Raw genomic sequence first — 24,050 nt, 5'->3', positions numbered from 1 at the left:
AACAAAGCAGCGGCCGCGACCTGCGTTGGACAGCGCATCCGCGTCCCATCGGAACAGCTGCGAAGCAAGCCCGCGTTGACGGGGCTAGTCAAAGCTGCCGCCCCCCCCCATCCACCCCCTCTGCGACACCTCGCGACACAAAACCGCTGGACTAGCAAACGCCGCTTGGTCATGCCTGCCGCCCATGTCCCGCGTCCGCGTCCTTCTCTTCGCACCCGTATCCGCGGGCGTCCTGCTAGCCGGCTGCACCGTCGGCCCCGACTACCACCCCAAGGCGGCGGCAGAGCTCGGCGTCCCCGACGCCTATTCGGTCACCCCCACGACCAGCCCCGAAGACCTAACCCGCTGGTGGCAGAAGTTCGACGACCCCGTCCTCGGCCAGCTCGTCGAGCAGGCCGCCGCCGCCAACCTCGACATCGCACAGTCCGTCGCCCGCCTCCGCCAGGCCCGCGAAAGCCTGCTCCAGAACCGCGCGTCACTCCTCCCTACGGTCAACGGCTCGGCCGGGTACCAGCGCAACGAGAACGTCCGCGGCGGCGGGCGCTCGTTCACGCTGCCCGACGGTACCGTCGTCGATACCGGCGGTGGCGGGGCCAACAGCTTCACGCTCGGCGCCAGCGCCAGCTACCAGGTCGGCGTCTTCGGAGAGATCCGCCGCACCGTCGAGGCCAGCCGCGCGGACTACGCCGCATCCGGCTACGACTACGCCACCGTCCTGATCTCGGTCGAGAGCGAGGTCGCGCGCAACTACGTCCTCGCGCGCCTCTACCAACAGCAGCTCGCCAACGCCCGCGCCTCGCTCGCGATCCAGGACGACAACCTCGAAATCGCCGGCTTCCGCGTCCAGGCCGGCCTCGTCTCCAGCGTCGACGTCGAACAGGCGCGCGCCCAGCGTGCCCAGACCGCCGCGACGATCCCCAGCCTCGACCAGCAATATGCCGCCGCCGTCGCGCGGATCGGCGTGCTGATCGGCCAGGCTCCCGGCGCGCTGCGCCCGCTGATGGCGCCCGCAAAGGCGATCCCGACCGGTCCCGCCGCGGTCGGCGTCGGCATCCCCGGCGACACGCTGCGCCAGCGCCCTGACATCCGCTCGGCCGAACGCGCGCTCGCCGCCGCCACCGCGCGGATCGGTGTCGCGAAGGCGCAGCTCTACCCGGCGCTCGCGATCACCGGCAATCTGAACACCAATGCGACCTCGATCGGCAACATCGGCGATGCGATCACGGGCAGCCTGTTCGCCGGCCTGACGCAGGCGATCTTCAACGGCGGACGGTTGCGAAGCCAAGTCCGCACCAGCGAAGCCGCCGCCGACGGCGCGCTCGCGCTCTACAAATCCACCGTCCTCACCGCGCTGGAGGATGTCGAGAACGCCGTCGTCGCGCTGCAGACTGCGCAGGAACGCGAGCGCCAGTTCGCCATCGCGCTCGACGCTTCGAACAATTCCGCGATCCTCAGCCGCAGCCAGTACCGCGCCGGCCTCACCGATTTCACCACGCTCAACCAGCAGGAAACCGCGCTCCTGTCCGCGCGCAACGGCGCGACGCAAGCGCGCGCCGACGCCGCGACCGCGCTTATCGCCCTCTACGCGGCACTAGGCGGCGGCTGGGACTCCACCGTCATTCCAGAAGCGCCGGTTCGCGCGCCAACCAATCCAGAGGCACGCTGATGGCCGACGCATCGATCGACGACTTCCTCGGCGTAAAGCCGCAGGCCCCCTGGAAACGCTATGTGAAGTGGGTCGCGATCGCGATCGGCGTGGTCCTGCTCTGCCTGTTGCTCGCACGCTGCTTCGCGGCGAAGGAACAGACGCAATATTCGAGTGCACCTGCGCAACGCGGGAACCTTACGGTGACGGTCTCGGCGACCGGCAAGCTCGCGCCGACGACGCAGGTCACGGTCGGCTCGCAGCTGTCGGGTCTCGTCACCCAGGTCGTCGTCGACGTCAACGATCGCGTCGTCGCAGGCCAGCCACTCGCGCTGATCGATCCCGAACAGCTCGACGACCAGATCCGCCAGACCAGCGCACAGCTCGCGGCGAACCAGGCGCAGGTCGCGCAGGCGCAGGCCACCGTCGCCGAGGCGCGCGCGCAGTTGAACCGCCTCGAAGAGGTCTCGCGCCTGTCGGGTGGTCGGGTGCCGTCGAAGACCGAACTCCAGACCGGCCGCGCGAATTACCAGCGTGCAGTCGCCGCACAGAAGGTCGCCGAGGCCAACGTCGCCGCCAGCCGCGCGCTCCTCGCGCAGAACCAGACGCAGCGCGCGCGCGCGATCATCCGCTCGCCCGTCACCGGCGTCGTGCTCGCGCGCCAGATCGATCCGGGCCAGACCGTCGCCTCGTCGTTCAACACGCCGACACTGTTCGTGATCGCCGAAGACCTCACCAAGATGAAGCTGGAGGTCGCGATCGACGAGGCGGACGTCGGCGAGGTCAAGATCGGCCAGAAGGCCAGCTTCACGGTCGACGCGTTCCCCGGCCAGACCTTCCCCGCGACGATCAGCCGCGTCGATCTCGGTTCGAACCTGACGGTCAGTTCGGCGACCTCGTCCACCTCGACCACGACGACGGCCACCACGGGGCAGGTCGTGTCCTATGCCGCCGACCTCACCGTTGCGAACCCGTCGCTGACGTTGCGTCCCGGCATGACCGCGACCGCCGACATCGTCACCTCGGACAAGCGCAACGTGATGCTCGTCCCGAACGCCGCGCTGCGCTTCAAGCCGAGCGCTGCGACGGGCGATGCAGGTGGCGGCATCGCGGGCTCGCTGACCTTCCGGCCACGTCGTGGCGGCGGCGGTGCGGAGCGGACCGCGACGCTCGGCCGCGGCGCCCAGCAGACGGTCTACGTCAAGGGCGCGGACGGCACGCCGCAGCCCGTGCAGATCACCACCGGCGACACCAACGGCACGATGACCGAAGTCCTGTCGGGCAATCTCCAGCCCGGCGCGCAGGTCATCACCGGACAGCTCGCCAGCGGCGGCGACGACACCAAGCGCAGCGGCGGCGCACGCCGCTCGGGCGGCGCGAGCAAGGGCGGGGGCGGTGGCCAGTAACGATCCTTTGATCTCCCTACGCGGCGTCACCAAGACGTACGGGCAGGGCGCGACGATGTTCCAGGCGCTCAAGGGCGTCGACCTGGATATCGCGGCGGGCGATTTCGTCGCGGTGATGGGGCCGTCCGGGTCGGGCAAGTCGACGACGATGAACATCCTCGGCTGCCTAGACGTGCCGACCGACGGCACCTTCCTGTTCCGCGGGCATCATGTCGAGACGCTCGACCGCGACCAGCGCGCGCTGCTCCGGCGGAAATATCTCGGCTTCGTGTTCCAAGGCTTCAACCTCCTCTCGCGCACCTCCGCGTTGGAGAATGTCGAACTGCCCTTGCTCTACCGCGGCGACGAAAAGCGCGCGCGTCGCGATGCGGCGATGGCGAGCCTCGACACGGTCGGCCTCGCGGACTGGTGGGATCACACCCCGGCGGAACTCTCCGGCGGCCAGCAACAGCGAGTCGCGATCGCCCGCGCGCTGGTGACGAGCCCCGACGTGCTGCTTGCCGACGAACCGACCGGCAACCTCGACAGCGAACGCTCGGTGGAGATCATGCAGCTCCTCACGCGCCTCAACGCGGAAAAGAACATCACGGTATTGATGGTCACCCACGAACCCGACATGGCGGCGTTCGCCCGGACGGTGGTCCACTTCAAGGACGGCCTGGTGGAACGCATCGAAAGCCAGCACCGCCGAGGCGAAAGCGTGGAATCGTGAGCGCGCCACTATCTTCCCCCCTCCCGCAAGCGGGTGGGGGGGCAGAAGTCTTGCGCGGGGAAGAAGTCTAATGTTCGGCACCACGCTTTCCCTCGCGCTCCGCTCGATCCGCCGCCACCTCCTGCGGTCGTTCCTCACCATCCTCGGCATCGTCATCGGCGTCGGCGCGGTGGTGACGATGGTCACCCTCGGCAAGGCCACCACCGCGGCCGTCCAGCAATCGATCTCCGCGCTCGGCACCAACATCCTCCAGATCCGCCCCGGCCAGGGCTTCGGTCGCGGCGGCGGCGGGCCGCGTCCGCCCGACTTCAAGCCGGAAGACGTCGACGCCATCGGCAACCAGATCGCCGGAGTCACCGCAGTCGCACCGCAAGCGCAGGCCACCGCCACCGCGATCTACGAAGGCGCGAACTGGTCGACCACGATCAACGGCACCACCTCCGCCTATTTCCAGGTCCAGCCCTGGCCGCTCGCCGCGGGCCGCATCTTCTCGCCGGTCGAGGAAGCCGCGGGCAAGGCCGTCTGCATCATCGGCAACACGGTCCGCACCAACCTCTTCCGCGGCGGCGACGCGGTCGGCCTGCGGATGCGGATCGGCGCGATCAGCTGCGACGTGGTCGGCGTGCTCTCCGCCCGCGGCCAGGCCGGATTCGGCGGCGATCAGGACGACGTGGTCATCATGCCGATCAAGGCGGTCCAGCGCCGCTTCACCGGCAGCCGCGATATCCGCCTGATGCTCGTCGGCGTCGACCAGAAATTCTCAACCGCGACCGTCCAGGCCTCGATCACCGACCTGCTCCGCGAACGCCGCACGATCACCGCGGGCAAGGAAGACGACTTCAACATCTTCGACACGAAGCAGATTTCGGACACGTTGACCGGCACCACCACGCTGCTCACCGGCATCGTTGCCGCGGTCGCCGGGATCAGCCTGGTGGTCGGTGGAATCGGCATCATGAACATCATGCTGGTGTCGGTGACCGAGCGCACGCGCGAGATCGGTATCCGCCTCGCGATCGGCGCGGTCGCGCGCGAGGTGCTGATGCAGTTCCTCGTCGAGGCGATCGCGCTCTCGTGTCTTGGCGGCGTCATAGGCCTGATCGTCGCGCAGGCCGCGATCGCGATCATCGCGCCACTGATCAAGGTTCAGTGGCTGTTCGTGCCCGAGATCAACATCTTCGCCTTCGCCATCTCGGCCGTGATCGGCGTCGTCTTCGGCTATTTCCCGGCGCGACGCGCGGCGGCGATGAACCCTATCGACGCGTTAAGGCACGAGTGATCGCAGCCTTGGGATCATGGACCAGCGCCTGCAGCCGGTCCAGATCCTCGGGCGTGTCGATATCGATCAGCTCGGCGGGCGCAGTCACGACGTGCCGCCCCGCCTTCACCAGATCGCGCGCGCCCGCATCGCCGTCCAGCGTCAGCAGGAAATCGAACCGCTCGCGTCCGAACAGGGCAGGGGGCGACGGCTTCTCGCCATCGCTCGACGCGACCACCGCGTCCGCGCTGTCGGCGGCATCGAGCATCCGGTAGATATGCGCCGCGGTCACGCGCGGCATGTCGGCGAGCGCGATCAGCACGGCTTGCGCGCCCTCGTCCTTCGCGCACTGCACGCCAAGTTTCACCGACTGCGACATGCCCGACGACGGATCGTCGTTATGCACCACCTCGAAATGGTGGCTGATAAAGTCCAGCTTGCATCCGTCGGTGACCACCAGCCGCCGCTTGAAGGGAATGTTCTCGAACGCGGTGACGACATGCATGCCGAGCGGCTTGTTCAGGAACGGCACCTCGAGCTTGTTCGGGATGCCGAACCGCTCCGAGCGGCCCGCGGCCAGCAGGATCAGGAAGACGTCTTCAGCGGCGATCATTGAACGCTCCTATCATCGCCGCGGCGACCGACAGCGCAATCTCGGAAGGTCCGATCGCGCCGATGTCGAGCCCGACCGGCGCATCGATCCGGTCGATGTTCTCGGGCGTAACGCCCTCCGAGGCAAGCCGCTCGCGCCGCGCCGCATGGCTCTTGCGACTGCCGAGCGCACCGACATACGCGGCATCGGACGCGAGTGCAGCGATCAGCGCGGGGTCGTCGATCTTGATGTCGTGGCTCAGCGTCACGACCGCGGTCGACGGCCCCGGGCGATAGGCGGCGATCGCCTCGTCCGGCCAGCGATCGTCGAGCGTCACGCCCGGAAAGCGCTCCTCGGTCAGGAAGCGCGCGCGCGGATCGATTACTACCGTCTCGATTCCGAGTTCGCGCGCGAGCCCGGCCAAGGCCTGCGCGATCTGCACCGCGCCGACGATCAGCAGGCGGCGCGGCGGATCGTATCGGTTGACGAACACCTCCCCCGTTTCCAGCGGCCGCGCGTCGCTGTGCCCGGTATTGAGATCGGTCGTCACCGTCAGCGCATCGCCTCGATCGCGAGCATCGGCGATCCGGTCGAACAGTTCGGGATCGAACCCCTCGGCCGACACCGGCTGCACCATCACCGCGATCTCGCCACCGCAGGGCAGCCCGACCTCCCACGCAGCCGCATCTGCCACGCCGTAGTTCCGCACCTGGAACGGCGCCCCGGCGATCACCTCGGCAGCGGTCGCGAGGATGTCGCTCTCGACGCACCCGCCCGACACCGACCCTTCGAACCGCCCATCGGCATGGACGAGCATATGGCTCCCCTTGGGCCGCGGTGCGGACCCCCAGGTCGAGACCACCGTGGCGATCGCCATCGGTTCGCCCTTCCAGCTCTTCGCAGCAGCAAGCACGCTATCGTTTTCGGCCATGTTGTCTCTTCCGTCATGCCGGGCTTGTTCCGGCATCCACGGTGCCGCAAACCCTCAGCGTTCGATGTGCGGTCCGGTGGACCCCGGAACAAGTCCGGGGTGACGGAGGAGTTCCGTCAAATAGCCGGCAAACCCGCCAACAGCTTGTCGAGCGTCACCGGAAAGGCCCGAACCCTTACACCCGTCGCATTATAGATAGCATTCGCGACCGCAGCCCCCGCACCCGAAATGCCAAGCTCCCCAACGCCCTTCGCCCCGACCGGGTTCGCGGACGTGTCGATCTCCTCGATGAAATGCACCTCGAGCTGCGGGATGTCCGCATTCACCGCGACATGATACTCGCCGAAATCGGGGTTCACGAATGCCCCCGTCCGCGTGTCGACGATGCCCTCCTCGCTCAGCGCATAGGCGATCCCCCACGCCATCCCGCCGGTGATCTGGCTCGTCGCAGTCTTGCGGTTGAGCACCCGCCCGACGTCGAACACACCCAGCATCCGCCGTACGCGCGTTTCGCCCGTCACCGCATTCACCGCGACCTCGACGAAGTGCGCGCCGTGGCTCGCCTGGCTGGTGCGCTTGCTCTCGGCACCCGGCCCGGTCTTGCCCATCGCCACGATCGGTTCGCCGCGGACGAGATCGGCCAGCTTCACCTGACGACCGCCCGCGCTCACGCAGCCATCGTGCAGGCTCAGATCCTCGGGCGCCGCATTCATCCTGAGCGCGAGTTCGCCAAGGATATCCTCGCACGCCAGGACCACGGCCGAACACGCGCTGCCCGCCCCGAACGACCCGCCCGACCCCGCGCTCGGCGGGAAGTCGGTATCACCGAGCCGCACGTTCACGTCGGTCACTGGCAACCCGAGCATCTCGCCCGTAGTCTGCGCGAGAATCGTGTACGTCCCCGTGCCGATATCGGTCATGTCGCATTCGACCGTCGCGCGGCCGTCCGCTTCCAGCCGCACACGCGCTTGCGCCTCGACCGTGAAGTTGCCACGCAGGCTCGCCGCCATGCCGATTCCAACCAGCCACTCGCCCTCGCGCACCGAGCCCGGCGCCGGCACCCTGGCAGGCCAACCGAACCGCTCCGCCCCCTGCGTATAGCAATCGAGCATCCGCCGCGTGGAGAAGCGCTTGCCGCTCACCGGATCGCTCGCAGGCTCGTTGCGGCGACGCAGCTCAATCGGATCGATCCCGAGCTGCTCGGCCAGTTCGTCCATCGCGCACTCGACCCCGAACGTGCCGACCGCCTCGCCCGGCGCGCGCACGGCGCCGGTCGCGGGCAGGTCTACGCGGACGAGGTCGGTCTTGAACCGCCGCGCTTCGCCCCGGTACAGCGGCAACGTCCCGAACGGCACCGGCTCGAGGAATTCGCCATCGTCGTTCTGCGCGACGATGCTCTCATGCCCCATGCCGAGGATCACGCCGTTCTCGTCGGCAGCAATCCGGATACGCTGCGTCGTGTGCGAGCGGTGGTGGACCATATACGCGGTCTGGCGACGGGGCAGGGCGATCTTCACCGGCCGCCCGACGACCTCCGCCGCGATCGCCGCAAGGATCGCCTCGGGACCGACGCCGGTCTTCCCGCCGAACCCGCCGCCGACATAGGGCGCGAGCACCCGCACCTTGTCCGCGTCGATCTTCAGCGCCTTGGCGATCGTCTTCCGCGCACCGCCGATCACCTGGTTGCTCGTTCGTACAGTGAGCCTGTCGCCATCCCACCACGCAGTGGTAGCATGTGGTTCCAGCGCTGCGGGGAAGTGCACGGGCGTGGTGTAGGTCCGCTCGAACTGAACAGCCGCGCCACGCATCGCCGCGTCGAGATTGCCGATATCGATCGGCGGGAGGAAGCCGATCTCGGGCTTGGTGTCGACGGGCTGTGCCTCGACGTCGAACCGGTCTTTCCCTGCTTCGGTCTCGACCTTGACCAGTCCCGCAGCCTCGCGAGCGATAGCCTGATCCTCCGCGACGACGATCGCGACCGGTTGGCCGAGATGGAGGATGATTTCGGTATCGAACAGCGGAAGTGCGCGCGAATTGGATTCGCCCGCCGGCATGCGCGGATCGCCGTGAATGACGGCGATGACGCCCGGCAATGCCTCGGCGGCGCTTACGTCGATGCCGAGGATGCGCCCGCTACCGACCGGCGTTCCGACGATCGCGGCATAGGCGATCCCGTCGGGCGTACCCTCATACGCATAGTCCGCAACGCCGGTGACCTTCGCAGGCCCTTCGATCCGGTCGAGCCCGAGCCCGAGAACGCCCTGCCTGGCGCGGTCGAGACTACCCGGCCGAAACGCCGCATCCATCACGTGTTCGTTCATTCTGCGGTCCTCGGGTGGAGGGGAGGATATGGGGAGGGCGGGGGCGCTTGACGAGGTCACCCCTCATCCCCAACCACCACCCCGGCGAAGGCCGGGGCCCAATTGGGGGACGGGAGTAACGGCGCTTTGCACGCCGTTATCAAAACCTTGCCAATTGGGCCCCGGCCTCCGCCGGGGAGGTAGCTATGGGATGTGTGAAGCTAGCTCAGCCAAGCCCCTCAAACCGCCGGCAACTGATCCAGCAGCTTGTCGAGCGTGATCGGGAACTCCCGCACCCGAATCCCCGTCGCATTATACACCGCATTCGCGACCGCAGCCGCCGCGCCCGAAATCCCCAGTTCGCCAATCCCCTTGGCATGGATCGGGTTTGCATGGATGTCGCGCTCGTCGACGAAGTGCACTTCCATCTGCGGAATGTCCGCATTCGACGGCACGTGATATTCCGCGAGATCGTGGTTCACCATCTTGCCGGTGCGCAAATCGTGGATCAGGTCCTCGGTCAGCGCCGCGCCGATCCCGAACGTCATCCCGCCAAGGCACTGCGACCGAGCCGTCTTCGCATTCAGCACGCGCCCAGCCGCGAACGACCCCAGCATCCGCCGCACCCGCACTTCGCCAGTCACCGCGTTCACCGCAACCTCGGCGAAATGCGCGCCGAACGACGCCTGCGTGTGATCCTTCTCCTGCTTGCCCGGCTTGATGTGGCCGGTAGCTTCGAGACCCTTGCCGACCAGCTCGCCGATCGGTGTCGAGCGGTTGTCGCCGATCGCGGTCCCGTCCTTCAGCGTCAGATTGTCCTCGTCGACGCCCATCGCCTTGGCCAGCTTCCCCCGCAGCATCTCGCACGCGAGATACACGGCCGTTCCCGACGAGGTCGCGCCCCACGAACCACCCGAACCAGCGGCGGGAGGGTCATTGGTATCGCCCAGCGCCATCGTGATGTTGGCGACCGGAATGCCCAGAATCTCCGACGCGATCTGCGCCAGGATCGTGTAGCTGCCGGTGCCGATATCGGTCATCGCCGACGATACCGTCGCCGAGCCATCCGGATGGATCTCCACCTTGGCAGACGATTCCTGCATCATGTTGCCGCGCACCGCCGCCGCGACGCCCGTCCCGATCAGCCACTCGCCCTCGCGCCGCGTGCCGGCCTTCTGGCGCCCGTTCCAACCGAACTTCGCCGCGCCTTCGTCCAGCGCGCGCGTCAGGTTGCGCGACGTGAAGGGCACGTCCTTTTCCGGATCGATCGTCACGTCGTTGATCCGGCGCAGCTCGATGGGGTCCATGCCGAGCTTCTCCGCCAGCTCGTCCATCGCGCTCTCCAGCGCCATCATACCGACCGCTTCGCCCGGCGCGCGCATCGACCCCGACACGACGAAGTTCAGGTCGACGATATCGTGTGTGATGAAGCGGTTCTCGCCGCCGTACAGCATGTGCGTGCCGATCCCCGCCGGCTCGAAATAATCCTCGGTCGACTGGTTCGACACCAATGTCTCATGACCGATCGCCGTCAGCTTGCCGTCCGCGCCTGCCGCCAATCGGATATGCTGCTCGGTGTTCGAACGACGCACGGTCGCCTCGAACACCTGCTGGCGTGCCATCACCGCCTTGACCGGTCGGCCAAGCTGCTTCGCCGCGATCGCCGCCGCGACGCTCTCGGGCGCGATGCCGAGCTTCGACCCGAACCCGCCACCGATATAGCGCGCGATGATCCGCACTTTCTTCTCGGGCACGCCTAGCGACTTCGCCAGCTGCTGCGCGTCCGACGTCGGCATCTGATACGCGCCATACAGCGCCAGCGTGCCGTCTTCGTCCCACACCGCGATCGAGGCATGCGGCTCCATCGCCGCCGAATTCTGGCTCGGCGTGACATAGGTAACGTCGATCGTCACCGGTGCGTCGTCCATCGCCTTGTCGACGTCGCCCTGCGCGAAGTGCGCCTGCGTAGCGTCGTCCTTAGGCTTGCGGGTCTCGTCGCGGTGCGCGGCGAAGTCGTACTGGCCCTCGCTCGCCTTATACTCGATCGGCAGCCGAGCCGCCGCATCGCGGGCGACCTCGAAGCTCTCGGCAAGCACGATCGCGACGATCTGGCCGAAATACGCGATGTCCTTCACGCCCTGCGTCGGCGCTTCGGTCTCGCCACCTTGCGCCGAGACGCGGATGAATCGATCGAAATCGATGACGACGTCGATCACGCCGGGAATGCTCTTCACCGCGTCGACGTCGATCGACACGACCTTGCCCGCCGAAATCTTCGTGCCGACCAGCACGCCGAACGCCATGTTCGCGAACTCGTATTCCGCGGCATAGGTCGCCGTCCCCGTGACCTTGAGCGGCCCGTCGACCCGGTCGAGCGGCTTGCCGATAACGCCCTGGACGCCCGTATCCAGCAGACTGTCCGGGTGCGGCTTGTCCATCGTCATGCTGTTGGTGGTGCCAAAACCGAACATGCTCATGCTCCCGTTACGGTGCGCAGCGTCGCGATCAGCGTGCGACGGGCGAGGGGGATCTTGAAGTCATTGGAGCCGTAGCCCTTGGCATCGGCCAGCAGCGCAGTCGCCGCAGCCTCGAACGCTTCATCGGTAGGGGCCTTGCCGACCAATGCGGCCTCGACCGCCGGATTGCGCCACGGCATCGGCCCGAGCCCGCCGAACGCGAGCGAGGCGGACGCGATCACGCCGTCCTGCACGTCGACGACCGCTGCCACCGATACAAGCGCGAAGGCATACGACGCACGATCGCGCACCTTCCGGTACGCCTGCTTGCCCTTGGGCGGCGCCGGCAGTTCGATATGGGTGATCAGCTCGCCCGCTTCGAGCACGGTCTCGATCTGCGGCGTGTCGCCGGGCAGGCAGTAGAATTCGTGGATCGAAATGCGCCGACGATCGCCGTCCGCCTTCAGCGTCACGATCGTCGCATCGAGCGCGCGCATTGCAACGGCCATGTCGCTCGGATGAGTCGCGATGCAATGCTCGCTCGTCCCCAGCACGGCGAGGATCCGGTTGAACCCACCGATCGCCGAACACCCGCTACCCGGCTCACGCTTGTTGCACGCCGCGGCGGTATCGTAGAAATAATAGCACCGCGTACGCTGGAGCAGGTTGCCCCCGGTCGACGCCTTGTTGCGCAACTGGCCCGAAGCCCCTGCGAGCAACGCGCGGCTCAGCACCTCGTACTTCGCCACGACACGGGCATCGGCGGCGAGATCGCTGTTCGGCACCAGCGCACCGATCGTCAGCCCGCCATCCTCGCGCTCCTCGATCTTCGCCAGATCGAGCCGCGAGATGTCGACCAGCTTGTCCGGCGTCTCGACCTGCAATTTCATCAGGTCGAGCAGGTTGGTGCCGCCCGCAATGAACTTCGCACCGATCGTATCGATGTCTTTTACCGCAGCCTCGGGCGTCGCGGCCTTCTCGTAGACGAAGGTCTTCATGACACCAGCTCCCCGCGCAGATCGGCTTCCATCGCCGCGTCCTTCTCGTCCGCGGTCCGACCCTCGGGCTCGGCGCCTGCGACTTCACGGATCGCATCGACGATGTTCGGATACGCCGCACACCGGCAGATATTGCCGCTCATCCGCTCCGAAATCTCGGCATCGTCGAACTTCGGATCGGTCAGGTCGCCCGACGCATGGCTGGCCCAGCCCTTCCTGACCTCGTCGAGCATGCCCACCGCCGAACAAATCTGCCCCGGCGTGCAATAGCCGCACTGATACCCGTCATGCCGTACGAACGCGTCCTGCAGCGGATGCAGGTTACCCGGCTGGCCCAGCCCCTCGATCGTCACGATCTCGTCGTCCTGATGCATCACGGCGAGCGTCAGGCAGGAATTGACGCGACGCCCGTTGATCAACACCGTGCACGCCCCGCACTGACCATGATCGCAGCCCTTCTTCGACCCCGTCAGCCCGAGATGCTCGCGGCACAGATCGAGCACCGACGTACGAATATCGGGTTCGGCGTCATATGATTGACCATTGATCGTGAAATGCATGAGATCGCCCCTCGTTGAACGCGCTGGGATTTTACGGATACGAGGACTGAACGCCGATGCGCCCGATGGTTTCCTATTGCGATTGGCTCTCACACATTGGTGCGCTGGCGCTCGTCGCCGCGAGCGGGCAAGCTGCTGCGATGACGCCAGCTTCTCCCCGATTATCGCCCCTAATCGTGATCGCGCACCGCGGGGCGAGCGGGCTCCGGCCCGAGCATACGCTGGCGGCGTATTCGCTCGCGATCGACCAGGGCGCGGACTTCATCGAGCCCGATCTGGTGCCGACCAAGGACGACGTCCTCGTCGCCCGGCATGAGAACGCCATTGCCGATACGACCAACGTCGCGGATCATCCCGAATTCGCCGCGAGGAAAACCACCAAGACGATCGACGGGCAGACGATGACCGGCTGGTTCGTAGAGGACTTCACGCTCGCCGAACTGAAGACGCTGCGCGCGAAGGAGCGCCTGCCGAAGCTCCGCCCCACGAACACCGCCTATGACGGCCAGTTCCAGATCCCCACGCTCGCGGAAATCATCGCGCTCGCCAAGCGTCGCTCGGTCGAGACGGGCCGAACGATAGGCATCTATCCCGAGACCAAGCATCCGACCTATTTCGCGAAGATCGGCCACCCGACCGACGCGAAACTCGTCGCCGAACTGCGCGAGGCCGGTTGGGATTCGGCAAAAGCGCCGGTGTTCATCCAGTCGTTCGAGGTCGCCAACCTCCAACGCCTCCACAAGCTGACGAAAGTCCGCCTGATCCAGCTGATGGACGGGGAGGGCGGTCCCGCCGATGGCGCGCAACCGAGCTACAAGGCGATGATCACGCCGGAAGGTCTGAAAGCCGTCGCGGCCTACGCCTACGGCATAGGTCCCGGCAAGGCGATGCTCTGGAACGACGCCACGCCCACGCCTCTCGTAGCCGACGCCCACGCGGCAGGCCTGCGCGTCCACCCCTGGACCTACCGCGCGGAAAACTACTTCGAACCGACACGCTTCCGCCGCGGCGCCGACCCTGCGACACACGGCGACATCGCCGCGGAAATCGACTCCGCTATCGCTCAAGGAATCGACGGTTTCTTCACCGATTTTCCGCTATACGGGGCCCAAGCGCGAGATCGGTTGCGCGCAGGAGTGAAGTAAATGCGTAAGGTCCTTCCCGTACTTGTGGTCCTGCCGTTCCTCGTAAGTGGCTGCATCAGCACTGCCACGTCGATCGTGAAGGCCCCGTTCCAGGTCGCCGGCAAGGCCGTTGACTGGAGCACCACCAGCCAGGAAGAATCGGACCGCAACTACGGCAAGAAGATGCGCAAGCAGGAAGCCGAAGAGGGCAAGCAGCGCAAGGAACTCGCCAAGCGCTGCAAGAAGGACCCGCAGCAGTCGGAATGCGGGCAGTACCAGGTGTATCGCGCGGGGAATTGAACCCCCTCCTTACCACCAGAATATCGCCCCCCCCGGCGAAGGCCGGGGCCCAGTTGGGAAACGGACGTAACTTAGCGGTGCCCGTCGTTAGCAAGGTTCCCCAACTGGACCCCGGCCTCCGCCGGGAGGCGGCCCAGGATATTGTTTCCTGTCCCCTCCTTGTCCTCCCGCGAAGGCGGGAGCCCAGTCTGGACTCCCGCCTTCGCGGGAGGACAATCTTTGGGGTTCACGACGCCGTCAAAACCACCCCATCACCGTAACCGGAAATGGCGTCCAAACCCCAACGCGCACGCCGGCATACCTAAGCGCATCCCCCGTCCACGCATTACACGTCCGAACCGCGCTATACCGCCCGTTAGCCTCATAAAACGCGTCATACCCGGCATACCCTTGATACCGCGCGCCCCCGTCCCGAAAACTCGCCCGGATATACGCCGCCAACCGCCGATACTGCGCCGGCGTCAAGACGATCTCTCGAGCCCCATCCCCCGCCCGCGGCCTCGGCAAATGATCGACATGCATCAGTGTCCGATCACTCCCCACCGCCGAAGCAACCACGGTTCGCAGCTTCACGTCGGCCCAGGTCGGCGTTTCCAGATAAAACGCCTTCTCCCCCCACCCGAACGACACATGATCGAACGCACCATAGCGCGGATCACGCAAATCCTCCGCCCGAGCCACCCCGCGCCAGTCGACCCCGGCGGCGACCTTCGGCACGATGATCCCGGTATGCACGCCGTTGCTCTCGACGAAGATATGCACGCCCTCGACCGGCGCGACCCAGTCGCGATTGCTCGGGATCGCTCCCCCGACCAGCCCGGCCACCGCATAGCTCGCGATCACCCCGAACACCGCCGCGACCGCCCATAAAATCCACTGCACCCAGCGCGTTTCCGTCTTCATTCCGTCATGCTAGACGACCCGCATGGCAGAAGAAACGCACGTGCTGAGCACCCCGCCCGAAGGCGCGCCCGACTGGACGATCCCGCAGAACTGGGCGGACTACACCGCAGAGGATCACGCGACCTGGGACACGCTGTTCGCGCGCCAGTCGAAGCTGCTCCCCGGTCGCGCGTCCAACGCCTGGCTGCGCGGACTCGACGTGTTGAAGCTGTCGAAGCCCGGCATCCCCGATTTCGAGGAACTGTCCGAACGCCTGACCAAGCTCACCGGCTGGTCGGTCGTAGCGGTGCCCGGCCTCGTCCCCGACGACGTGTTCTTCGACCACATGGCCAACCGCCGGTTCGTCGCCGGCAACTTCATCCGCCGCCCCGACCAGCTCGATTACCTCCAGGAACCCGACGTCTTCCATGACGTGTTCGGCCACGTGCCGATGCTCGCCGACCCGATCTTCGCCGACTATCTCGCCGCCTATGGCCGCGGCGGCCAGCGCGCGCTCGGGCTCGACGCGTTGAAATATCTGGGAAGGCTCTACTGGTACACGGTCGAGTTCGGCCTGATCGCTGAACCCGAAGGCCTGCGCATCTACGGCTCGGGTATCGTCTCAAGCTACGCGGAAACCCGCTTCGCGCTCGACGACCCAAGCCCCAACCGCATCGCGCTCGACCTCGCCCGGGTGATGCGGACGGAGTACCGGATCGACGATTTCCAGCAGAACTACTTCGTCATCCCGAGCTTCGAGGAGTTGCTTAGGCTGACGGTAGAGACGGACTTCGCGCCGTTGTACGAGGAACTGAAGGCGCTCCCGGATATTCCCGTTGCGCGTATCGAGCCGGACGATGTGGTACTGACGGAAGGTACGCAGGAGTACGCGAAGGCGAAACTCAGCGCGTAAACAAGAAGCACCACCCCGGCCTCCGCCGGGGTGGTGTTCCGTTGTAGGGTGAGGGCAGCACCCTCTTGTTCCCCCGCCTTCGCGGGGGAACATGCTCTACGGGTGGTTCAAATATCCAAAGCCCATCCATCACGCCCCTTAGGATCGAACGGCCCATCGGCCACGAACCGCACAACCCCCGCCTTCAACCGAAGTACACTCCAATCCCCCCGCCGGTCGACCGCCTCGAGCGAACACCCGCAAGCCTCATACGCGGCCACGACCCCAGCCCGCTGCGTCTCCAGCAACCCCGCCAGAACGATCGTCGCCCCCCCATCCGAAATCGAAGCGATTTCCGGCGCCATCGACACCAGCGGCCCGGCAAGAATATTCGCGATCACCAGATCATACGGCGCCCGCACAACGATAGCATCGTCCAGCGTGCCATCGGCCACCACCAGATCGATCCCCTCGACCCCGTTCAACGCCGCATTCTCGCGCGTAACATCGATCGAGACCGGATCGATATCCGTCCCCATCACCGCAGCCTCAGGCCACAGATGCGCCGCCGCAAACGCGAGCAACCCGGTCCCTGTCCCAATGTCGATCACGTTCCCAAACGAAGCATCCGCCAACCCGTCGAGCATAGCCAGACAGCCGCTGGTCGTTTCGTGATGCCCCGTCCCGAACGCCCGGCTCGCCTCGATCAGGAACGCCCGCTTGTCCGCCGGCACCGCGCCCGAATGCGCCCCGGTATGCACGAAGAACCGCCCGACCGACAAAGGCTCCAACCCAGCCTGGCTCATCGTCACCCAGTCCGCATCGCCCAGCCGCTCGACCGCGATCTCGGCGCCCGCCGCACTCGGCACCAGCGCGCGCACCGCGGCGACCGTCTCTGCCGCCGGCTCATGCTCGAAATACGCATCGAGCCGCCACGACTCGACATCGTCCTCGATCTCCTCGGTCGTCATCAAGACACCGTCGATGGTCAGATCATCGGAAGCATCGATCGCCTCCGCCTCCGCCCGCGTACACGGCAGGGTCAGCTTCCAACTATCGGACATAGCTCGCCCCATTCACGTCGATCACCGACCCCGTCATCGAAGCCGGCGCCTCCAGTGCCAGAAACTTGGCAGCCGCCGCGATCTCTTCAGGCGCCGCAACCCGCCCGAGCGGAATGTCCGCCAGCAACGCCTCGCCGCCCCGGCTCGACAGATAGTCCTCCGCCATTCCGGTCATCGTGAACCCGGGGCACACCGCAAACGCCAAAATTCCCTCGCGCGCATAGCCCCGAGCAATGGTCTTGGTCATCGCCACCATCCCGGCCTTCGACGCAGCATAATGCCAGTGCGCCGGCGAATCCCCGCGATACGCAGCCCGACTGGCGATATTGACGATCCGCCCTCCAACACCGCGAGCCTGCCAATGCAGCACCGCCAGTCGGCACAACTCCGCCGATGCGGTCAAGTTGATCCGCATCGTCCGCTCCCACTGCGCGGTCCAGTCGTCGTCGGCGAGCGGCGATGCCTCGAACACGCCAGCATTGTTGATCAGCACGTCGATCGCGCCGCCAGCCTGCTCCAGCGCCGTATTCCACAGCGCGGCCGGACCGGCAGGATCGGCAAAGTCGGCAGGGATACCGCTGGCGGTCCCATGCCCGATGACGGAAGCGCCCGCGTCGGTCAGCGCCGCATGAATAGCCGCGCCGATACCGCGACTGGAGCCTGTGAGTAGAATGGTCATCCTCAAACTCTAGCGCCGCAGGCCGTATCCGTCACCAAGCCGAAGAAGAATGGTTCACGCGGAGACGCGGAAAGGGTGGGTGTCGATCAGGCGGGGCGTATAACGACGAGAGTTTTGAAGAACCCCGGTTCCGCCGGACCCTCCGCGCCTCCGCGCCTCCGCGTGAACCCATTCCTACTCTCTTCCGGCGGCCCTCAAGCCACGCTCGCCGAAAACCCGTCCGCCGCCCCGCGCAAGACGCCCAACTTGTCGTCCACCTCGCCGAACCCGTGGCCAAGCAGATCGATCTCCACCGCGACGGCTTCGGTATCCGCGCGGATCGCCGCGATCGTCGCCGACATGGCATCTGCGGCCAGCGCCGTCTCGTCCACCGCCGCGGTAATCGTAGTCACCGTGTGCGCCTGCGCCTCCATCGCCATGCGAATGCGGTCCGCGCTCTCCTGGACTTCGGCCACGGTCGACTTGATCGATGCCGTGGTCGCGACGGTGGACCGGGTCGCCGCCTGGATCGCTGCGATCTTTGCCGCGATGTCGTCGGTTGCGCGTGCGGTCTGGTTCGCGAGGCTCTTCACCTCCTGCGCCACCACCGCGAACCCGCGTCCCGCATCGCCCGCCCGCGCCGCTTCGATCGTCGCGTTCAACGCCAGCAAGTTGGTCTGCCCGGCAATGGCGCGGATAAGCCCGAGGATCGATTCGATCGACTGGGCGTGTTCGCTGAGCGTCTCGGACATGCCGACCGCGTCGCCGGCCTGCACCGATGCGCGGTTGGCGATCTCGGTCGCGGCCTCGACTTCGGTCCGCGCATATTCGATCGCGCGGATCAACCCGGCCGATGTTTGCGCAGCCTCGCGCATGGCGACGGCCGACTGCTCGGCGGCGGCAGCGACCTCGCTCGCCTTGCCGAGCACCCCGCGGGTCGAGGCGGATGCTCCCAGCGCCTGCACCCGGATCCGCGCGCCCAGCGCCGCGGTATCCTCGATCGACGCGGCGATGCTCTCTCGGAACGCCACCGCCCGCGTGCCGCGTTCGACGCGCGCCGCATCCGCATCGCTCGCGCCGAGATGGGACGTCATGATGTCCGCCTCGATCAGCGCCAGCCGCTGCACGACGTCGCCGAGTTCGCGCAACGCCGACGTATCGGCACCCAGGCGATCGACCAGCAGGTTCAATGTCACGCTATGCGCGAACGCCAGCGACGACAGCAGCGCGGGGATGGGGATACCCGACGCGCGCGAGGCGTCGGCATGGCCGATCGCGATCACCCGCCAGGCGTCGTCATAGGGCGAGAGATATTTCAGTCGCGCATAGTGCGCGCTCGCGGCGATCCGCCGTTCGAGGCGTTCCGGCGTGAAGTAGCGGACGACGTGGCGCGCCGCATCGAGCGACAGATAATGACGCCAGAACGCCTCGGAGATCCGGCGATGGGCGTCCGCATCCAGCAGCGCACTGAGCCTCGCGCAGGTCGGTTCGATCAGCGAATCCCAGTCGTAATCGCGGACGCGGTCCCGCAGCGCGCGCTGGTCGCTGCCCCAGCCTCGGGCTTTCCCCGCACGAGGCATATCGTCTGGTCCGGGGCCGCCGCTTAGCGACGTGGCCCCTGTATCGTTCGTATCCCCGATCATAACCTCTCCCGAAGGTCGTTTACGCAGCGACCTTGGCGACGAAGTCGCCGGCGCTGTTCTTCAAATTGCTGAGGCGCGTGTCGAGTACGTCGAAGCCGCGGCCGACGCCGTCGATCTCGCTCGCGACCGTTTCGGTATCCTCGCGGATCGCGGCGATCGTGGTGGACATCGAATCGGCGGCGAGCGCGGTTTCGTCGACCGCGGCGGTGATCGCGGTTACGGTCTGCGCCTGCGCCTCCATCGCGTACCGGATGCGATCGGCCGATTCCTGGACCTCGGTGACGGTCGCCTTGATGCTGGCGTTGGTCTCGACCGTGCCGCGCGTGGCGGACTGGATCGCAGCGATCTTGGCCGCAATGTCGTCGGTCGCGCGCGCGGTCTGGTTGGCCAAGCTCTTCACTTCCTGCGCCACCACAGCGAACCCGCGCCCCGCATCGCCTGCGCGTGCCGCCTCGATCGTCGCGTTCAGCGCCAGCAGGTTGGTCTGCCCGGCGATGTCGCGGATCAGGCTGAGAATCGATTCGATCGACTTCGCATGATCACTCAGCGCCTCCGACATGCCTACGGCTTCACCTGCTTGTACCGAAGCACGATTGGCGATCTCGGCCGCAGCCTCCACCTCGGTCCGCGCGTCCTCGATCGCACGGATCAGGCCGGCGGCAGTCTGCGCCGCCTCGCGCATCGCCACGGCGGATTGTTCGGCGGCAGCGGCGACTTCGCTCGCCTTGCCCAGCACCGCGCGAGTCGATGCCGAACTGCGGACCGCCTGTTCGCGCAACGTATGCCCCTCGTTGGTCGCGGTCTCGACCATCGCCGCGATGCCGTCGCGGAATTCCGCCGCCAGCGTATCGCGACCGACCTGCGCGGAGTGCGCACGGTATTTGTTGTAGATCGCGACGGTGATCTCGCATTCCAGCGCGGACAGGCGCATCAGCGTGTCGATGTAGCGCGGCAGCGTGACGCCCTCGCGGTCGACCCGGCGCATCAGCACGTCGAGCGCAGCGCGGTCGCTTGCGCTGATCATCGACAGCAGCGCCATCGGCGACACGTCCGCCGCATAGGCCGCGGCGACCGAACGCTCGACCGACTCGATCCAGGCCCGGCCCGCGGTATCCAGGAACCGGTTTTTCAGGAAGGTGCAGCCGATCTCGATCATCTTCTCGGTCTCGCTCGGCGCCCATAGCCGCTCGTCCGCGAAGCACCGAAGCCATTGTTCCCAATACGCTTTTGAGACCATCGCGATCTCCGGCTCTAGCGCGTCCCACACTTCGCGGCTCGCTGCCGTCAGCGAACCATCGAAATCGAACACCCGCAGCCGCGCCGGGATGTCGACGGTGGCGGCGATCGAGCCGAGCGTCGGCAAATCTTTGGTCAAGGCGGGAGACTCCGAAATCGGGTTTTGCCCGTCCAGTGCTACCGCCTATTGTTTAAGAGCTGGTTAGGGATCGATGGTAATCTTGGCTCGCCGTACGCGGCCTCGACGCAGGTAATGCGCGATTGCCTTGGGTTACAGACGGGCGGCCAATGGGTTGCATCGCAGCACATGGCGACTAATAGGTCGAACATTCATTTTTTCGATCGAGGACTCCGCCCTTGGCATCGCGCAATCCGGCACGCCCGCTCTCTCCCCATCTGCAGGTCTATAAATGGGGCCCGCACATGCTGGTCTCGATCCTGCACCGCGCGACCGGTAGCGGGATGGCCACCGTCGGCAGCCTGCTGCTCGTCTGGTGGCTCGCCGCGATCGCGTCCGGCGATCAGGCCTATGCTACCTTCGTCGACGTGTTCACCACCGACACCGGTGGCCTCAACATCCTCGGCTATATCGTCGCGGTCGGTCTGACCATGTCGCTGTTCCAGCACATGATGAGCGGCATCCGTCACATGGTGCTCGATGTCGGCGCCGGCTACGAACTGAAGCGGAACAAGATGGGTGCGCTCGCGACGATGGTCGCATCGGTAACGCTGACGATCGTGTTCTGGCTCTACATGGGGATCAAGTAATGGGTTCGGGTACCCCGATCGGTCGCGTCCGCGGCCTGGGCAGCGCCAAGCACGGCGCGCATCACTGGTGGCAGCAGCGCCTGACCGCAGGCTCGAACCTGTTCCTGATGACATGGCTGATGATCTCGGTCGCGCGGATGCCGGGCTATGATTACGGCGCCGTCCATCTCTGGCTGCAATCGGCCTGGGTGGCGGTGCCGATGGCGCTGTTGATCATCTCGGTGTTCTATCATTTCCGCCTCGGTCTCCAGATCGTGATCGAGGATTACCAGCATGACGAGAGCCGCGTCGTGGCGATGATCGTGCTCAACCTGTTCACCTTCACGCTGGGCGGCATCGCCCTGTTCGCGATCCTGAAGGTCGCCTTCTCCGGAGCCCCTGCGTAATGTCTGCAGCCTACAAGATCATCGATCATACCTATGATGCGGTCGTCGTCGGTGCCGGCGGCTCCGGCCTGCGCGCCACGATGGGCATCGCCGAGAGCGGCCTGAAGACCGCGTGCATCACCAAGGTCTTCCCGACCCGTTCGCACACCGTCGCGGCGCAGGGTGGCATCGCCGCCTCGCTCGGCAACAACTCGCCGGATCACTGGACCTGGCACATGTTCGACACCGTCAAGGGTTCCGACTGGCTCGGCGACCAGGACGCGATCGAGTATCTTTGCCGTGAGGCCCCGCAGGCGGTCTACGAGCTGGAACATGCCGGCATGCCGTTCAGCCGTAACGAGAACGGCACGATCTATCAGCGTCCGTTCGGTGGCCACATGCAGAACATGGGCGAGGGGCCCCCGGTCCAGCGCACCGCCGCTGCCGCCGATCGCACCGGCCACGCGATGCTCCACGCGCTGTATCAGCAGAGTTTGAAGTACAACACGGACTTCTTCGTCGAGTATTTCGCGCTCGACCTGATCATGGAGAACGGCGTCTGCCGCGGCGTCATTGCGCTGTGCATGGAAGACGGCTCGATCCACCGCTTCCGCAGCCACCAGACGGTGCTCGCGACCGGCGGCTACGGCCGTGTCTATTTCTCGGCGACTTCGGCGCACACCTGCACCGGCGACGGCAACGCGATGGTGCTCCGCGCCGGCTTGCCGCTCCAGGATATGGAGTTCGTCCAGTTCCACCCGACCGGCATCTACGGCGCTGGCGTGCTCATCACCGAGGGCGCACGCGGTGAGGGCGGTTACCTGACCAACTCCGAGGGCGAGCGCTTCATGGAGCGTTATGCCCCATCGGCGAAGGATCTCGCCTCGCGCGACGTCGTCTCGCGCTCGATGGCGCTCGAAATGCGTGAAGGCCGCGGCGTCGGCAAGAACGGCGACCACATCTTCCTGCACCTCGATCACATCGATCCCAAGGTGCTCGCCGAGCGCCTGCCGGGCATCACCGAGACCGGCAAGGTCTTCGCCGGCGTCGACCTCACGCGTCAGCCGCTGCCCGTCACGCCGACGGTGCACTACAACATGGGCGGCATCCCGACGAACTTCCACGGCGAGGTCGTCAACCTCGTCGACGGCAACCCGGACGCGGTCGTACCCGGCCTGTTCGCGGTCGGCGAAGCGGCCTGCGTCTCGGTCCACGGCGCCAACCGCCTTGGCTCGAACAGCCTGATCGATCTCGTCGTGTTCGGCCGCGCGACCGGCCTGCGTATCAAGGACACGCTGAAGCCCGGCACCAGCCACGCGCCGCTGCCCAAGGGTTCCGAAGACCTCGCGCTGACGCGTCTCGACCATTTCCGCAATGCGGCTGGCGGTTCGCCGACCGCGCAGATCCGTCTCGACATGCAGCAGACCATGCAGAAGCATTGCGCCGTGTTCCGCGACACCGAATTGCTGAATCAGGGCGTCGAGAAGATGGCCGGGATCTATACCCGGATGACCGACGTCGGCGTGAAGGATCGCAGCATGATCTGGAACACCGATCTGGTCGAGACGATGGAGCTCGACAATCTGATCGGCCAGGCGGTCGTGACGATGAATTCGGCGGCCAACCGCACCGAATCGCGCGGCGCGCACATGCACGAGGATTTCCCCGAGCGCGACGACGCGAACTGGATGAAGCACACCATCACCACCTTCAACGGCTGGGGCGGCAAGGGCGGCGAGACCAAGATCGATTTCCGCCCGGTGCATGATTACACGCTCACCGACGACATCGACTACATCAAGCCCAAGAAGCGGGTTTACTGATGATATGGGCCATCATCGCGGTCGGGTTTCTCGTGCCCGTCGCTGTGGGGCTCCTGACGCGCTTCCAACCGATGATCGCCGGCTTCCTATGGCCGGTGGTCGTCGCGATCCTGACCGCGATCTACGTCTACGGCATCGAAACCCGAGCCCTCGGTGAAGAACCCCAAAAGATAGCAATAACCTTCTACGCGCTCTTCTCGCTCGTCGGCGGAGTGCCAGGCGGCCTCGTAGGCTGGATCCTCCAGCACAAGCGCACGACCAAGCAGGCTGGCTAACCTCCTGCTGTTCTCCTGCGAACGCAGGAGCCCGGGATTACAAGCGACACGCTCTGTTACCCTGGACTCCTGCGTTCGCAGGAGAACGGCATCAGACCGCATTTGATCCGGCAACACCGCACCGTGGCGCCAATCTGCATTTCCGCGTACACCAACGCGAGC

General features: G+C 66.2%; 22 protein-coding genes. 11 read left to right on the top strand and 11 right to left on the bottom strand.

Annotated elements, in window-relative coordinates:
• Positions 1–184: 184 nt before the first annotated feature.
• From AC1MLZ_RS07180 to AC1MLZ_RS07165, 4 genes are all read left to right on the top strand, one after another.
• Positions 185–1,666 carry an efflux transporter outer membrane subunit gene (locus tag AC1MLZ_RS07180; protein ID WP_480961022.1) on the top strand — a complete coding sequence of 494 codons (1,482 nt, stop codon included), beginning with the start codon at positions 185–187 and terminating at the stop codon, positions 1,664–1,666.
• Positions 1,666–3,051 carry an efflux RND transporter periplasmic adaptor subunit gene (locus AC1MLZ_RS07175; RefSeq protein WP_480961021.1) on the top strand — a complete coding sequence of 462 codons (1,386 nt, stop codon included), beginning with the start codon at positions 1,666–1,668 and terminating at the stop codon, positions 3,049–3,051. Before AC1MLZ_RS07180 ends, AC1MLZ_RS07175 begins: the two co-directional genes overlap by 1 nt.
• Before the next feature lie 55 nt (positions 3,052–3,106).
• Entirely contained in the window at positions 3,107–3,763 is a 657-nt protein-coding gene (locus AC1MLZ_RS07170; RefSeq protein ID WP_480961488.1) for an ABC transporter ATP-binding protein, read from the top strand.
• 70 nt (positions 3,764–3,833) lie between these two features.
• Positions 3,834–5,042: an ABC transporter permease gene (locus AC1MLZ_RS07165; protein WP_480961020.1), complete on the top strand. Its 1,209-nt coding sequence runs from the start codon at positions 3,834–3,836 to the stop codon at positions 5,040–5,042.
• Here AC1MLZ_RS07165 and AC1MLZ_RS07160 read toward each other — a convergent pair.
• The 6 genes from AC1MLZ_RS07160 to AC1MLZ_RS07135 all read right to left on the bottom strand — a co-directional run bounded on the left by AC1MLZ_RS07160 (position 5,017) and on the right by AC1MLZ_RS07135 (position 12,858).
• Positions 5,017–5,634: a nucleotidyltransferase family protein gene (locus AC1MLZ_RS07160; RefSeq protein ID WP_480961019.1), complete on the bottom strand. Its 618-nt coding sequence runs from the start codon at positions 5,632–5,634 to the stop codon at positions 5,017–5,019. The two genes, AC1MLZ_RS07165 and AC1MLZ_RS07160, sit on opposite strands and share 26 nt — an antisense overlap.
• A complete protein-coding gene (locus tag AC1MLZ_RS07155; protein ID WP_480961018.1) occupies positions 5,621–6,544 on the bottom strand; it encodes an XdhC family protein in 924 nt (307 codons plus the stop codon). The genes AC1MLZ_RS07160 and AC1MLZ_RS07155 overlap by 14 nt, the downstream gene beginning before the upstream one ends.
• 116 nt (positions 6,545–6,660) lie before the next feature.
• The gene (locus AC1MLZ_RS07150) at positions 6,661–8,865 is read right to left on the bottom strand and encodes a molybdopterin cofactor-binding domain-containing protein (RefSeq protein WP_480961017.1); all 2,205 of its coding nucleotides are present in this window, start codon (positions 8,863–8,865) and stop codon (positions 6,661–6,663) included.
• Positions 8,866–9,083: 218 nt separating this feature from the next.
• Positions 9,084–11,315 (bottom strand): xanthine dehydrogenase family protein molybdopterin-binding subunit, encoded by a 2,232-nt coding sequence (locus tag AC1MLZ_RS07145; protein WP_480961487.1) that lies wholly within the window; start codon positions 11,313–11,315, stop codon positions 9,084–9,086.
• 2 nt (positions 11,316–11,317) lie between these two features.
• The gene (locus AC1MLZ_RS07140; RefSeq protein WP_480961016.1) at positions 11,318–12,298 is read right to left on the bottom strand and encodes an FAD binding domain-containing protein; all 981 of its coding nucleotides are present in this window, start codon (positions 12,296–12,298) and stop codon (positions 11,318–11,320) included.
• Complete coding sequence (locus AC1MLZ_RS07135) at positions 12,295–12,858, bottom strand: 2Fe-2S iron-sulfur cluster-binding protein (RefSeq protein ID WP_480961015.1); 564 nt, start codon at positions 12,856–12,858, stop codon at positions 12,295–12,297. Before AC1MLZ_RS07135 ends, AC1MLZ_RS07140 begins: the two co-directional genes overlap by 4 nt.
• A 140-nt stretch (positions 12,859–12,998) precedes the next feature.
• Between AC1MLZ_RS07135 and AC1MLZ_RS07130 the strand changes: the two genes are divergently transcribed.
• A complete protein-coding gene (locus AC1MLZ_RS07130) occupies positions 12,999–14,003 on the top strand; it encodes a glycerophosphodiester phosphodiesterase (RefSeq protein WP_480961486.1) in 1,005 nt (334 codons plus the stop codon).
• Positions 14,004–14,282, top strand: a complete 279-nt coding sequence (locus AC1MLZ_RS07125) for a hypothetical protein (protein ID WP_480961014.1) — start codon at positions 14,004–14,006, stop codon at positions 14,280–14,282. It abuts the gene before it with no gap.
• Positions 14,283–14,519: 237 nt separating this feature from the next.
• Here the strand turns inward: AC1MLZ_RS07125 and AC1MLZ_RS07120 are convergent, their stop codons facing one another.
• On the bottom strand, positions 14,520–15,185 hold the full coding sequence (locus AC1MLZ_RS07120) for a TIGR02117 family protein (protein WP_480961013.1): 666 nt from the start codon (positions 15,183–15,185) through the stop codon (positions 14,520–14,522).
• A 22-nt stretch (positions 15,186–15,207) separates the two neighbouring features.
• Here AC1MLZ_RS07120 and phhA point away from each other — a divergent pair, with 22 nt between their 5' ends.
• A complete protein-coding gene (gene phhA / locus AC1MLZ_RS07115) occupies positions 15,208–16,077 on the top strand; it encodes a phenylalanine 4-monooxygenase (protein ID WP_480961012.1) in 870 nt (289 codons plus the stop codon).
• A gap of 107 nt (positions 16,078–16,184) precedes the next feature.
• On the opposite strand, the gene AC1MLZ_RS07110 is transcribed toward phhA, so the two are convergent.
• The 4 genes from AC1MLZ_RS07110 to AC1MLZ_RS07095 form a co-directional block, all read right to left on the bottom strand.
• Positions 16,185–17,120 (bottom strand): 50S ribosomal protein L11 methyltransferase, encoded by a 936-nt coding sequence (locus AC1MLZ_RS07110; protein WP_480961011.1) that lies wholly within the window; start codon positions 17,118–17,120, stop codon positions 16,185–16,187.
• Positions 17,110–17,799: an SDR family NAD(P)-dependent oxidoreductase gene (locus AC1MLZ_RS07105; protein ID WP_480961010.1), complete on the bottom strand. Its 690-nt coding sequence runs from the start codon at positions 17,797–17,799 to the stop codon at positions 17,110–17,112. Before AC1MLZ_RS07105 ends, AC1MLZ_RS07110 begins: the two co-directional genes overlap by 11 nt.
• A 194-nt stretch (positions 17,800–17,993) precedes the next feature.
• Complete coding sequence (locus AC1MLZ_RS07100) at positions 17,994–19,358, bottom strand: methyl-accepting chemotaxis protein (RefSeq protein ID WP_480961485.1); 1,365 nt, start codon at positions 19,356–19,358, stop codon at positions 17,994–17,996.
• Positions 19,359–19,440: 82 nt separating this feature from the next.
• A complete protein-coding gene (locus tag AC1MLZ_RS07095; RefSeq protein WP_480961009.1) occupies positions 19,441–20,796 on the bottom strand; it encodes a methyl-accepting chemotaxis protein in 1,356 nt (451 codons plus the stop codon).
• A 284-nt stretch (positions 20,797–21,080) separates the two neighbouring features.
• On the opposite strand from AC1MLZ_RS07095, the gene sdhC reads away from it, so the two are divergent.
• Genes sdhC through AC1MLZ_RS07075 form a run of 4 tightly spaced genes read left to right on the top strand, consistent with a single transcriptional unit; the run spans position 21,081 to position 23,888 of the window.
• Positions 21,081–21,425, top strand: coding sequence for a succinate dehydrogenase, cytochrome b556 subunit (gene sdhC / locus AC1MLZ_RS07090; RefSeq protein ID WP_480961484.1), 345 nt, complete (start codon positions 21,081–21,083; stop codon positions 21,423–21,425).
• Positions 21,425–21,811 carry a succinate dehydrogenase, hydrophobic membrane anchor protein gene (gene sdhD / locus AC1MLZ_RS07085; protein ID WP_480961008.1) on the top strand — a complete coding sequence of 129 codons (387 nt, stop codon included), beginning with the start codon at positions 21,425–21,427 and terminating at the stop codon, positions 21,809–21,811. Before sdhC ends, sdhD begins: the two co-directional genes overlap by 1 nt.
• Complete coding sequence (gene sdhA, locus AC1MLZ_RS07080) at positions 21,811–23,613, top strand: succinate dehydrogenase flavoprotein subunit (RefSeq protein ID WP_480961007.1); 1,803 nt, start codon at positions 21,811–21,813, stop codon at positions 23,611–23,613. Before sdhD ends, sdhA begins: the two co-directional genes overlap by 1 nt.
• Entirely contained in the window at positions 23,613–23,888 is a 276-nt protein-coding gene (locus AC1MLZ_RS07075; protein WP_480961006.1) for a hypothetical protein, read from the top strand. Before sdhA ends, AC1MLZ_RS07075 begins: the two co-directional genes overlap by 1 nt.
• The last annotated feature ends 162 nt before the right edge of the window (positions 23,889–24,050 follow it).

The sequence above is a fragment of the Sphingomonas sp. PEI4 genome (assembly GCF_056679955.1).
This window is presented reverse-complemented; position numbering and strand designations above follow the sequence as displayed.